General features: G+C 61.4%; 9 protein-coding genes. 5 read left to right on the top strand and 4 right to left on the bottom strand.

Features of this window, described 5'->3' with window-relative positions; translation table 11 throughout:
* Positions 1 to 95: 95 nt before the first annotated feature.
* The 5 genes from thrC (at position 96) to ACTNFK_RS08330 (ending at position 8,275) form a co-directional block, all read left to right on the top strand.
* Positions 96 to 1,523, top strand: coding sequence for a threonine synthase (gene thrC, locus ACTNFK_RS08350; RefSeq protein ID WP_435937384.1), 1,428 nt, complete (start codon positions 96 to 98; stop codon positions 1,521 to 1,523).
* Positions 1,524 to 1,649: 126 nt separating this feature from the next.
* A complete protein-coding gene (locus ACTNFK_RS08345) occupies positions 1,650 to 2,744 on the top strand; it encodes an AI-2E family transporter (RefSeq protein WP_433646993.1) in 1,095 nt (364 codons plus the stop codon).
* On the top strand, positions 2,741 to 3,157 hold the full coding sequence (locus ACTNFK_RS08340; RefSeq protein ID WP_433646992.1) for a phage holin family protein: 417 nt from the start codon (positions 2,741 to 2,743) through the stop codon (positions 3,155 to 3,157). Before ACTNFK_RS08345 ends, ACTNFK_RS08340 begins: the two co-directional genes overlap by 4 nt.
* Before the next feature lie 138 nt (positions 3,158 to 3,295).
* Positions 3,296 to 6,859 carry a chromosome segregation protein SMC gene (gene smc, locus ACTNFK_RS08335; RefSeq protein WP_435937383.1) on the top strand — a complete coding sequence of 1,188 codons (3,564 nt, stop codon included), beginning with the start codon at positions 3,296 to 3,298 and terminating at the stop codon, positions 6,857 to 6,859.
* Between the two features lie 135 nt (positions 6,860 to 6,994).
* Positions 6,995 to 8,275, top strand: coding sequence for an ABC transporter substrate-binding protein (locus ACTNFK_RS08330; RefSeq protein WP_435937382.1), 1,281 nt, complete (start codon positions 6,995 to 6,997; stop codon positions 8,273 to 8,275).
* 58 nt (positions 8,276 to 8,333) lie between these two features.
* Here ACTNFK_RS08330 and ACTNFK_RS08325 read toward each other — a convergent pair whose 3' ends face one another.
* From ACTNFK_RS08325 to ACTNFK_RS08310, 4 genes are read right to left on the bottom strand one after another with little or no spacing between them, the layout of a single operon-like run.
* Positions 8,334 to 9,110, bottom strand: a complete 777-nt coding sequence (locus tag ACTNFK_RS08325; RefSeq protein ID WP_435937381.1) for an ABC transporter ATP-binding protein — start codon at positions 9,108 to 9,110, stop codon at positions 8,334 to 8,336.
* On the bottom strand, positions 9,107 to 10,063 hold the full coding sequence (locus tag ACTNFK_RS08320; protein ID WP_435937380.1) for an ABC transporter ATP-binding protein: 957 nt from the start codon (positions 10,061 to 10,063) through the stop codon (positions 9,107 to 9,109). Before ACTNFK_RS08320 ends, ACTNFK_RS08325 begins: the two co-directional genes overlap by 4 nt.
* Positions 10,056 to 11,042 (bottom strand): branched-chain amino acid ABC transporter permease, encoded by a 987-nt coding sequence (locus ACTNFK_RS08315; protein ID WP_435937379.1) that lies wholly within the window; start codon positions 11,040 to 11,042, stop codon positions 10,056 to 10,058. Before ACTNFK_RS08315 ends, ACTNFK_RS08320 begins: the two co-directional genes overlap by 8 nt.
* Positions 11,043 to 11,051: 9 nt before the next feature.
* A complete protein-coding gene (locus ACTNFK_RS08310) occupies positions 11,052 to 12,410 on the bottom strand; it encodes a branched-chain amino acid ABC transporter permease (RefSeq protein WP_435937378.1) in 1,359 nt (452 codons plus the stop codon).
* Positions 12,411 to 12,558: the final 148 nt, after the last annotated feature.

The following is a 12,558-nucleotide window of genomic DNA, read 5'->3' as shown; positions in this document are numbered from 1 at the left end:
GGAGGTCACGGGCGCGGTCGACACCCGATCGTGAGTTTGCTGCTTGAATAGAGGCAGAGGGCGCTCGCTGCGCACAGATCCTGAAGGAGCACTTGGTGAAGTTCATCTCGACGCGCGGGGGCATGGATCCCGCGCCGTTCAGCGAAACTCTGATCGAAGGGCTGGCCCCAGACGGGGGACTTACGGTTCCCGAGCACTTGCCGACAGTGAGTCTCGCTGAGATCGAATCGTGGCGCGACCTTCGCTACCCTGAGCTGGCCACCGAGGTCATCAGCCGTTTTGCGACCGATATTCCTCGCGCGGAACTCGCGCGTATGTGCGCGGCTGCCTACGACTCCGAGAAGTTCGTGTCGCCAGAAATCGTGCCGCTGACACCGATCGGCGAGACCATCACGTTGGTTGGTCTCTCGGAGGGGCCGACACTCGCCTTCAAAGACATGGCGATGCAGTTTCTCGGAGAAGCGCTTGAGTACGTGTTGACGCAGCACGAGCGCACGCTCAATATCCTGGGGGCCACCTCGGGTGATACCGGATCCGCCGCCGAATACGCGCTCCGCGGGAAAGACGGTGTCTCTGTGTTCATGCTGTCCCCACAGGGTCGCATGAGCGCCTTTCAGCGAGCACAGATGTACTCGCTCACAGAACCCAACATTCACAACATCGCGATCGACGGAGTCTTCGACGATTGCCAGAATCTGGTGAAAGAACTCTCTGGCGATCTGGAGTTCAAACGCGCCCATCATCTCGGCACGGTGAATTCAATCAACCTGGGTCGTATTACCGCACAGGTTGTCTACTACTTCTGGGCGTGGTTGCGCGCGACTGATGCGCTGGGCGCAGAGGCGCGATCCACCCAACACATCTCAGTCACCGTGCCCTCAGGAAACTTCGGAAACATTCTGTCGGGTCACTTTGCGCGGCGCATGGGCGTGCCGATCCGCCGGCTCGTGCTCGCTGCCAACGAGAACAACGTGCTCGACGACTTCTTTCGGACCGGCATCTACCGGCCGCGAAGCGCGGCACAGACGCACGCCACCTCGAGCCCATCGATGGACATTTCGAAGGCGTCGAACCTGGAGCGGTTCATTTTTGACTTGGTCGGTGGTGACGGGACGGCACTGGCTGGCCTGTGGCAGCTACTCGACACCGAAGGCTCTTTCGACCTGACCGCCGAGCGTGATCGTTTCGCTGACGAGTTTGGGATCGTCAGTGGGACGAGTACACACGAGGACCGCGTATCGACCATCCGATCGGTTCACGCCGAGACGGGAATCATCATCGATCCCCACACTGCGGACGGTGTGAAGGTTGCGCGAGAGTACCTTGAACCCGGAGTGCCGATGCTCGTGCTCGAAACCGCAAAGCCGACGAAGTTCCCTGACATTGTTGAGGAGGCAATTGGCGAACGGCCAGCGCTGCCTCCGCATCTGGGCGGTTTACTTGATTTGCCACAGTACGTGACAGAGATGCCCGACAGTGCAGCCGAGTTGCGGAACTTCATCTCGGAGCGCGCGCTGCTCTAGAGACCCGCGTTAACGGAGGGAAGAAGTATGTTCGGGAGTCGGAAACGACGGCCAGGTCCAGAAGTGGGCGCCAGTCAGCCTCACCGTTACCCGCCGGTCGCTTCGACAAGCGTTGACGGTGGTAGCGTGTCCGCACGCGGTCCGTGGCGCGACGGATTGGGGCTCCTGGCCACCCGTTCATTGCAGATCATCATCGTGGTGCTGCTTGTGGCTGGCCTCATCTGGGGGCTTCGGATTCTCAGCACCGTGGTGATCCCGATTCTTCTGGCGCTGATCCTCGCAAGCACATTCTGGCCCGCGACACGTTGGCTCCGCGCGCGGGGTGTTCCGGGAGCCTTGATTGCGGTGATCGAGCTCTTTGCCATCGTTCTGATCCTCTCGGGCGTCGCCTGGCTGATCACGTGGGCGGTGCGCGATCAGTGGGACGAGCTTTCGGCTCAGGCGCAGAGCGGTCTTCAGGAGTTGCTGAGCTGGATCAATACCTTGCCGTTTGCGCCCAGCAGCGAGCAACTCGATGAGTGGCAGGGTCAGCTCGTGGATTTCATCACGACTGCCGACTTTGGCTCTGGTGCGGTGGCCGGCGTTGGCGCAGTCGCGAGCTTTGTCACTGGCCTCATTCTCATGGTCGTCGTGCTGTTCTTCTTCTTGAAGGACGGGCCAGCAATCTGGCATTTCGTCGTGCGACCCTTCGAGGGCCGATCACTTGCGCGTGCGGAACGTATTGGAGCAAAGACGGTAGACACGCTCGGATCGTACATTCGCGGCACTGCAAGCGTTGCACTGATTGACGCGGTGGGCATCGGCATTGGCCTAGTGATCTTGCAGGTGCCACTCGCGCTTCCGCTCGCGGTCTTGGTATTTCTGCTGTCGTTCATTCCGCTTGTCGGGGCGACCGTCGCCGGAATTCTCGCGGCTCTCGTCGCTCTCGTCGCAAATGGGCCGCTTAGCGCCGTTCTCGTGGTTGGGGTGGTCATTCTCGTGAATCAACTGGAGGGCAACTTCCTACAGCCCGTTCTCATGGGCCGCGCACTTCGCCTGTACCCCCTGGTCATTCTGCTCGCACTCACCGTGGGCACGGTGCTCGCAGGCATACTCGGAGCGGTGCTTGCGGTCCCTCTGGCCGCAGTGGCCTGGGGCATCATCCAGGTCTGGGACGGACCGGATCTCCCGGCGAAGTGGTTCAGAAATAACTCACCGCAGACAGAAAGGAGCGTCTCATGATTCGCTTCCTGCTCGGAGTGGCCACGAACCTCGTGTTGGCCGCGTTCGCCCTGTTGATCGCCGACTGGCTGCTCGCCGATGTCACGCTACAGCTCGGCGGGTTTCTTGTTGCGGTGGCCATCTTCACCCTTGCCCAGTCGATTCTCGGTCCGTTCGTCTTCAACATGGCTCGTAAGTACGCCTCGGCCCTGCTGGGTGGCGTGGGATTGGTTTCGACCTTTCTCGCACTCTGGGTCGCCACGCTGTTTTCCGGCGGAATTCAGATCAGCGGCACTGGCTGGGTCCTGGCCCCGCTAATCGTGTGGATCATCACCGCGCTCGGAGGGTGGATCATTCTGGGAATTTTTGTCGAGCGCTACCTGAAGAAGCGAGAGAAAATGAAGCTCGTCCGGCAGGCGACGAAACACAGGTAGCCTTGAGCACCCGTTCCCCCACTCGGCCTGCGGTGTCCTGCATGGAGGCAGGGGTGAGATCCTTGTGTTGACGGGAAACTTGAAGGCGGACGAAGTTCTTTCACCGCCACGAATACGACGCGTGAGAAGGAGGTGGCGGTGCACCTGAAGAGCCTGACCCTCAAAGGGTTCAAGTCGTTCGCTCAGTCCACCACCTTCCAATTCGAGCCCGGGGTCACCGCGATCGTCGGCCCCAATGGTTCGGGCAAATCGAATGTGGTCGACGCGCTCGCCTGGGTGATGGGTGAGCAGGGGGCAAAAACCCTGCGCGGCGGAAAGATGGAAGACGTCATCTTCGCGGGAACCTCTACGCGGGGCCCGCTCGGCCGCGCTGAGGTGAAGCTCACTATCGACAATTCAGACGGCGCCCTTCCCATTGAGTATTCCGAGGTGACGATCAGTCGAACCCTGTTTCGCAACGGGGCGAGCGAGTACGCCATTAACGGCGAGGGGTGTCGACTCCTCGACGTGCAGGAACTCCTGAGCGATTCTGGATTGGGTCGCGAGATGCACGTGATCGTTGGGCAGGGCCAACTCGATGCAGTGCTCCGTGCGACTCCGGATGATCGTCGGGGATTCATTGAGGAAGCCGCCGGTATCTTGAAGCATCGTAGGCGCAAGGAGCGTACCCTGCGCAAGCTTGACGCGATGGAGGCGAACCTCACGCGTCTCAACGATCTCGCGGGTGAGATTCGCCGTCAGCTGAAGCCTCTGGGCCACCAGGCCGAGGTGGCGCGGGCTGCCCAGGGGATTGCGTCGGAGCTGCGTGACGCGAAGGCGAGGCTTCTCGCCGACGATGTCGCCAGGCTGCGCGTGGAACTCGATGCACTCGCTCAAAGCGAGGCGGAGCAGCATTCTGAGCGCATTGTGCTGCAGGAGCAGGTGGAACAGAAGCAGCTGCGGATCCAGCGACTCGAGCAGGATCAGCACAGCGACGAGCTCGATGCCGCCCGCAGGATCACGCTGGGTCTTGAATCTGCGCAATCCCGCCTCCGCGGCGTCTTCGCGCAGGCCCAGCAGCGACTGACCTTCCTCGCCACCCAGGCCGAGCCGCCCGAGCAGCAGGGCCGGCTGACCCGTGCCGCGCTCGACGAGGCGAACGAGGAGGCGAAGCAACTGGGCGAGGCATTGCCAGCGGTTGAAGCTGCGTGGCAACAGGCGGGCGATGCCACCTTGCGAGCCCAACGCGCCCTCGACGCGGTCGATGAGCACCTCGCTGCACAGAGCGCGCTGGTCTCCAAACACGACCTCGAGTTGTCGAAGCTCCGTGGCCACAGGGAAACGGCAGAGCAGAAGCTGGCCACGGTCGCTCAGGAGGTCGCGAGGCGCGAACTCGCCCTCACGCAAGCCGATGAGCGCGCACATTTAGCCCGGGAAGAACTGTCTGCCTTCGTATCGGAATTGAGCGAGGTCGAAGCCCCAGAGACCGGTCTCGACGATGCCTACCGCGGCGCACAAGACGCGCAGAGAGAGGCGGAGCGCGAGCGCGACGAGGTTCGCGAACGTCTCCATGAACTCGAACGAGAACGTGCGGGGCTTGATGCTCGCATCAGCGCACTGGCGCGCTCGCTCGATCAGCGGGATGCCTCCGGTGCGTTGCTTTCACAAGTCCCTCGCGGACTGTCTGGCCGGGTAAGTGACCAAGTCCGCGTCGACGAGGGGTATAGTACCGCTGTCGCGGCCGCACTCGGCAAATTTGCCGACGCGTTGCTCGCAGACGATGCTGTAGCTGCCGATTCTGCGGTGGAGGCGGCCCACCGCCAGGATCTTGGTCGCGTGAGAATCGTAATCGCGCGTTCCGAGAGCGGTTTCGACCGTGAATCCGCCGGACCGAAGGTGCCGGGAGCTATTCGCGCGATCGACGTGACGCGCGCCCCCGACGGCGTAATTGGCGTGCTGGCGCGAAGCTATATCGTCGACAACCTGGAATCGGCTCGCGCGGCGGCGAAGCTCCTCCGCGAATGGTTGCCGTCGGGCGGCTTCACCCTGGTCACCCTGGCCGGCGATGTCCTGACCGAGCACACGCTTACCGGGGGGTCTGGACTCGCTCCATCTCGCATAGAGCTCACCGCCGACCGCGAACAGGCCGAGCAGCGTCGTACCGCTCTGGTCGGTGAAATCGAGGAATTGAGCGCGCAGCTCACCGACCTTCGAGAGGCGGCTGGGCGTGCCAAGATCGAGGCAGACCGAGCCTTCGCCGACCTGCGGGCCGCAGATGCCCGGCTCGCTACCGTGGCGGAGCAGCGAAATCGGTTGACCGTGCGCGCCGAGGCAGGCCATGCCGAGGCGGATCGGGCGCGTCAGGCGCTGGCATCTGTTGCTGAAAGCGTCATCGATGCTCAGGCAGCGGTGGATCACGCCGTGCGTGAATGGGAGGAGGCCGAGGCTCGACCTCGCCCGATCTTCGACGCGAGCGAGCGTGATGCTCTTGCTGAGGAGGTTGAGCGTGCACGACAGGCCGAGGTCGAGCTGCGGCTTGAGCTGGAGACCGCCCGGGAACGCGCGAGAGCCGCCCGAGCGCGACATCTGCAGCTCGCCGATCAGTTCGATGCCGAGCGACATGCGGCCGAGGATGCCGCGCGTCGCGCCGTGCTTCGCGCCCGACAGGTCGCCCGAGCGGAGCGGGTAGCCAGTTTGTTGCCCGACATCCAAGCATCCTGCGACCGCTCGCTCGCCGAGGCGCGGGTGGCACAACAGGCGGCCGAGCAAGAGCGTGCGAGGCATAGTCAAGAACTCACGCTCCTTCGCTCGGAGGAAGCCGAGCTGAGAAAGCGGCTGGGGGCGCTGACCGAGCGCGTGCACGGCGCGGAACTCAAGAGCTATGAGCGGAAATTGCAGATTTCCGCGCTTCTCGAGCGCTCGGGGAGTGAGCTTGGCCTGGTCGAGGAAGTCCTCATCGCTGAGTACGGGCCCGATCAGCTCATTCCCGTGCTGGGTGACGAGGAATGGGACGGCATCGCGCCAGAGCACGAGACCCCGACGGTTCCGTTCGTGCGAGCCGAACAGCAGAAGCGTCTCGCACGGGCCGAGAAGCGTCTCGCAGAGCTCGGTCGGATTAATCCGCTTGCGCTTGAGGAGTATTCGGCGCTTGAGCAGAGGCATGCCTTCCTGGCGGAACAACTGAAAGATCTATCGAAGACCCGAGCCGATCTACTGAAGATCATCGCCGATCTCGACGGGAAGATGCAGGGCATCTTCGCTGAGGCATTCGTGGACACGCAGGCGGCCTTCGCCGAGGTCTTCCCGGTGCTGTTCCCGGGCGGGTCGGGAGAAATCTTCCTCACCGATCCTGACGATCTGCTCGGTACTGGTATCGAGATGAACGTGCGGCCAGCAGGAAAGAAGGTCGAGCGGTTGTCGCTGCTCTCGGGTGGCGAGCGCTCGCTCGCGGCCGTCGCCTGGCTGATCGCGATCTTCCACGCTCGGCCTAGCCCGTTCTACATCATGGACGAGGTGGAGGCCGCCCTCGACGATGCCAACTTGGGTCGGCTCCTGCAGACCTTCGAGGGCCTCCGCAAGAACTCGCAGCTCATCGTCATTACCCATCAGAAACGGACAATGGAGATCGCGGACGCTCTGTATGGGGTGTCGATGCGGCAGGACGGGATCTCGGCAGTGGTTGGTCAGCGACTCGCGCGCGACGAGGAGACCGCGGTCGCATAGCCGGTTGGGTCACGACTCGCTAACATCTGGGCCACAAATGGGCCACGTCGGCCGTTCCCAGGTGTCAATTCGCTAGGCTCAAGCCCAGTGTCGCAATGTTGCGGCCATGGCCATTCGGTATGAAAGGTGTCATTAATGAAAATGATTTCCCAGAGATCGGCGGGCGCGCTTGCGCTGGTCGCAAGCGCTGCGCTGGTACTGACCGCCTGCTCCGGAGGTGAGCCAGCCGAAACCGCTCCCGCGGAGGAAAGCAGCACCGGTGCGCTGAAGATCGCAACGCTCCTCCCACAGACCGGGTCCCTCGGCTTCCTCATGCCACCAGTTCAGGCTGGCATCGCTCAGGCGCTGGTCGACATCAATGCCGCAGGCGGTGTGCTCGGCGAAGACGTCGAGATTGTTGCCGAGGCCAATGAGGGCGACGGCGCCGACATCACCATCGTGGAGAAAGGCGCAGACGATGTCATCGCCAGCGGAGCTTCCTTCGTTCTCGGAGCGATGAGTTCCTCGCGTACCCTGCACGTGGTCGAAAAGATCACCGGCGAGGGGCTCCTCATGGGCTCCCCATCGAACACCGCATCAGGCTTGAGCGGGATCAGCCCGAACTACTTCCGCACCGCTCCGCCGGACTCGGTACAGGGCAACGCACTCGCAAACCAGATTCTTGCCGACGGTAAGAGCAGCGTGGCCTTTATGACCTTCAACGATGACTACGGTCTCGGTCTACGCGACACTATTCAGGAAGTGCTGGAAGCCGGCGGCGCCGAGATTGCGTACGGCGCGAAGGGCGAAGGCAACGAGTTCCCGGTTGATCAGACTTCGTTCTCGGCTGAGGTGACGGCAGCGAAGGCTTCCGGTGCCGATGCGCTCGTCATCGTGACCTTCGACCAGATCAAGGCGATCATTCCCGAACTCGTGGCGCAGGGTGTCGATCTTTCGACCGTCTACCTCGTCGATGGCAACACCAACGGTTTCGAAGCTGACTTCGATCCGGGCACCCTCACGGGTGCTCAGGGCTCGATCCCAGGTGCACAGGCCGACGAGGAGTTCCAGACTCAGCTGAAGGAGATCTATTCCGCTGAGTTCGGTGGAGAGCTTGTCAGCTTCACCTACGCTCCCGAAGCCTACGACTTGGTGACGATCGTTGCTCTGGCCGCAACCAAGGCAGGTGCGACGGATTCGGCATCGATCCAGGCTGAGCTCGCCGCGGTCACCGGTGCGAACGGCGGCGAGGAGTGCAACACCTTCGCCGATTGTGCAGCGCTCTTGGAATCCGGTGAAGAAATTGCCTACGTCGGGAAGTCGGGCACGGGCCCGTTGAATGCTGACAACGATCCGTCGTCAGCGTCGATCGGCATCTACAAGTACGACGAGTCGAACAACCCCGTGTTCCAGCGCGCGGTTGAAGGTGCGATCTAGGCCTCGACCCGGGTACACAGAAAGGGCCGGTTCCTGGGAACCGGCCCTTTCTCATGCCCTACTCGCGCGACCCATCCGCCTGTGTTTTGCTCGCCTCAGACTCGACATCTGCGGCCAACGTGCCTAAGTAAAGCTCAATGACCTTGGGATCGTTTGCGAGTTCGCGACCGGGCCCCTCGTAGGCGTTCTTGCCCTGATCGAGAACGTAGGCGCGGTCGCAGATCTGGAGGCAGCGGCGTGCATTCTGCTCGACCATGATGATAGTGACTCCCGTGCGGTTGATCTGCCTGGTGCGGATGAAGGTTTCATCTTGTCGCACGGGAGAAAGGCCCGCACTGGGCTCGTCCAGCAGCAGCACCTTCGGATCCATCATCAGTGCGCGCGCCATGGCGACGGACTGCCGCTCTCCGCCGGATAGGGAGCCAGCGCGCTGCCGTCGACGCTCGGCCAACATCGGAAACAGATCCCACATTTCCGCGACGCGAGACTGAAACTCCTTTGGCTTCAGGAAAAGTCCCATCTGTAGGTTTTCTTCAATCGTCAAGGAGGGGAACACGTTGTTCGTCTGCGGAACGAACCCGACCCCCTTGCGCACGAGCTGATTCGTTGCCTGATTCGTCACATCTTCTCCGTCGAGGGTGACTGTTCCCTCGCGAATATCTACGAGCCCAAAGAGGGCCTTCAGGAGCGTCGATTTTCCGGCACCGTTGGGCCCAATAATTCCGATGAGTTCTCCCCGGTATGCCTCAAGCGAGCAACCGTTCAGAATGTTGACTCCGGGCAGATACCCTGCGGTGACGTTGTCGGCCTTCACCACGAGCGGCTGATCTGTCATCGCGATTCCTCCTTGACTTCCTGGGTAATCGCCCGGATCACACCGGTCGTGAGCACGTCATCGTCGCCGAGATCTCGGTCATGATGTGCCCCGAGGTACGCGTCGACGACAGCGGAGCTCGTCATGATTTCTTCGGGCAGCCCCTCGGCGATGAGCTCGCCCTGTGCCATGACCACCACCCAGTCGCTGATGTGCCGCACCATGTGCATGTCGTGCTCGACGAACAGCACGGTGGTGCCCTCGTCGCGCAGTGCCTGAATGTGATCGAGCAGACTCTGCGTGAGGGCTGGGTTTACGCCAGCCATTGGCTCGTCGAGCATGATCATGGCGGGGTTTGACATCAACGCGCGTGCCATTTCAAGGAGTTTCTTCTGACCGCCCGACAGGTCTCCCGCCATATCCTGCTTCTTGGTGTCGAGTTTGAAGCGAGCGAGAAGTTCTTCGGCCCGCTCGATGTTTTCCTTTTCTCGCTTCACCCAGAGCGGCTTGAACAACCCCACGAGAAGGTTCTCGCCCGGCTGATTGTTCGCGCCAATCAGCATGTTTTCAAGCACAGTCATTCGACCCAGCGCTTTGGTGAGTTGAAAGGTTCGCACCATCCCCGCACGGGCCGCCTGAGACGCGGCTGTGCGAGTCATTGTCTTCCCGTTGAATGACCAGCTTGCGTCGCCGCCACCGATCAGTCGCCTCGCGTTCGAGGGTTGGTCAAACCCAGTGATGAGGTTGAAGAAGGTTGTTTTCCCCGCCCCATTGGGTCCGATGAGTGCGGTAATCGCTCCTCGTTCAACCTCAAGGTGTTCCACATGTACAGCGGTCATTCCGCCGAAGCGACGTTCAATATGATCGACTGTGAGAATCGGGTCGAATTTTGCGACACCGGGAACCTGATCGAGGGTGCGCAGCCGTGCGCGGAGCGCCTGGCGATCATAGGGGTAGCTCTGCTCACTAGACATTGAACGACAGCTCCTTCTTGTTCCCGAGTATTCCTTGCGGTCTGAATATCACCAGCAACATGAGCGAAATGCCGATGAGGATCCAGGCGAGTTGCTCAGTCTGCTGCGCATTCAAGAGGGTCGAGGGTACAAACTCACCAGCCAGTGAAGTCAGCAGCAAACGGACGATGAAGAAGATCAGCGTGCCGAGGAGGGGGCCAAAGATGGTCGCCGCGCCACCCAGCAACATGATCATCCACAGATTGAAGGTAGCTGGGCGCCCCATTGAATCGGGCTGCATGGCGCTTGGCAGGGCCATGACGATGCCGCCCAGCGCACCGAGCACACCGCCGAGAATGAGCGCCTGCATCTTGTATGCGTACGAGCTCTTGCCCAGGCTTCGCACCGCGTCTTCATCCTCGCGGATACCCTTCAGCACGCGACCCCAGGGGCTACGCATGAGAGACCATGTGATCAGGATGAAGAGTGCAACCAGGCACCACGCGACGATCCTCGTCCACCAATCGTCAATGCCCGTGTTGTTGTAGGTCAGGCCGAGGAAGGTTGTCTTTCCCTCGGGGAGTGGCGACAAAGCGGTAAAGACGTGCCGATATTGCGATCCGGCGAGTCCTGTAGGACCTCCTGTCACGTCTTGCAGTGACGCGAGCCGAACGATCATTCGCAGGATCTCGGCCGCCGAGATGGTCACGATCGCGAGGTAATCTCCCCGAAGTTTGAGCGTGGGGATACCGAGGATCAGTGCGAAAATGATCGCCGCGACCATCGAGATCAGGATCGCGGTCCAAAATCCCGCCCCGAGCACGACGGAGACACCGAAGCCATAGGCGCCGACCAACATGAATCCGGCTTGTCCCATGTTCATCAGGCCGGTAAACCCGAAGTGAATATTGAGACCTATCGCTGCGAGCACAAAGGCCGCGGTCGTCGGCGAGAAGGCCGTCTGCAGCAGGCTTGTGAGAAGTCCAGTCCAGAAATCCATGAGATGTTCCTAGCCGATCCGCTCTTTGCGACCGAAAATGCCCTGTGGTCGAACCAACAGGATCAGGATGAGAAGTAAGAGTGCAGTCGCGAATTTGAGGTCGCCAGGCAGCCAGAGGTTGGTGAGTTCGACCATCATGCCGATGATCATCGAACCGACGAACGCCCCGAACGCGGTTCCCAGCCCACCCAGAGTGACCGCGGCAAAGAACAGCAGCAGCATCTGACCGCCAGTGAACCACGTCAGGCCGTTGAAGACGAGCCCAAAGAAGACCCCGGCGAGGCCAGCCAGGCCACCTCCAACGATCCAAACAAAGTTGATGACGCGGTCAACATCGATGCCTGAAGCGCGAGCTAGCGCAGGATTGTCTGAAATTGCTCGAGTGGCGCGGCCGAATCGCGTGAATGTGAGACCGAGGCCGACGGCAATGATCGCGATGAGAGAGACGCCCATTGCCAGATATGACTGCACGGTGAGGGTGACCCCGAAGAGAGTGAATGTAGACGGGGTCGCGGTGTCGATGCGCACCACGCTGGAACCGAAGAAGAACTGGAACAGGTACTGCATGGTAATCGAGAGGCCGATCGACACGATCATGAGTTGCATCAGGCTCAGCCTGCGTTTACGGAGTGGTTTCCACAGCACCTTGTCTTGGGCCCATCCGAACGCTGCCGATGCCGCCACCGCAAGGATTGCCGCGAGCCAGAGATTTCCGGTAAAGGTCATGAAGAGTGCGGCGAGGAGGCCACCGAGCGTCACCATCTCGCCCTGGGCAAAGTTGCTGAGCCCGGTCGTGCCAAACACGAGTGAGAGGCCCAACGAAGCGAGTGCGATGAGGAGTCCCATCCGAATGCCGGAAACAAACTGCTGCCAGAACCTGGGCCACGAGAAATCGGATGAGGATCCGGCAGACGACCCTGAACTCTCGGCCGCTGCGCTCGCCGCAGAGGCCTCGGGATCGTCACTCAGCGGGAAGAGTGCACTCGCGAGGTTGTTCAGCTCAACCGTCACCTCGCGGCTATCGACCGATTTGAAGTATTGCCCATCGGGAAGTGTGTCTCCATCGACCGTCACGGTGTAGGTGCCAGCCGCAGTGACAGCGAAGACCCACTTACCCTCGGCATCGGTCTCAACTGACTGCTTTTCAGAGCCGCCGCTCAGCGACACCTTCACTCCCGCAGCTGGCGATCCATCGGTGCCTTTGATGATGCCTTGCACGCACCCGGTGCTCGCGTCGGGTACGCATTCCAACGCGAGAGCCGGTGTGGCGACGAAGAGACCGCTGAGGAGTGCGAGGACTATCCCAAGCAGCAGGGCCATGCTCAGCGGGCGTCTTGTGCGGACGGATAGGGCCGTTGTTCCGGTCACGGTACCTCCGTTGGCTTACGCGCCCGGCCACATTACGCAGGCGCATCGAATAGTGAGAAGCGTAGCGGAGTATCGACGCGGCGAGAGGTGAAAACCGCACTCCTAGCAGGGCTTCGTAACCAAACGGGAATATACCCTCAGATATGAC

Source organism: Leucobacter fengyongliangi (assembly GCF_052386045.1).
This window is presented reverse-complemented; position numbering and strand designations above follow the sequence as displayed.

Bases quoted from the DNA above. Each gene is read 5' to 3' on its own strand.
- ACTNFK_RS08340 (WP_433646992.1), top strand. From the start codon at position 2,741: ATGATTCGCTTCCTGCTCGGAGTGGCCACGAACCTCGTGTTGGCCGCG.
- ACTNFK_RS08330 (WP_435937382.1), top strand. From the start codon at position 6,995: ATGAAAATGATTTCCCAGAGATCGGCGGGCGCGCTTGCGCTGGTCGCA.
- ACTNFK_RS08325 (WP_435937381.1), bottom strand. From the start codon at position 9,110: ATGACAGATCAGCCGCTCGTGGTGAAGGCCGACAACGTCACCGCAGGG.
- ACTNFK_RS08320 (WP_435937380.1), bottom strand. From the start codon at position 10,063: ATGTCTAGTGAGCAGAGCTACCCCTATGATCGCCAGGCGCTCCGCGCA.
- ACTNFK_RS08315 (WP_435937379.1), bottom strand. From the start codon at position 11,042: ATGGATTTCTGGACTGGACTTCTCACAAGCCTGCTGCAGACGGCCTTC.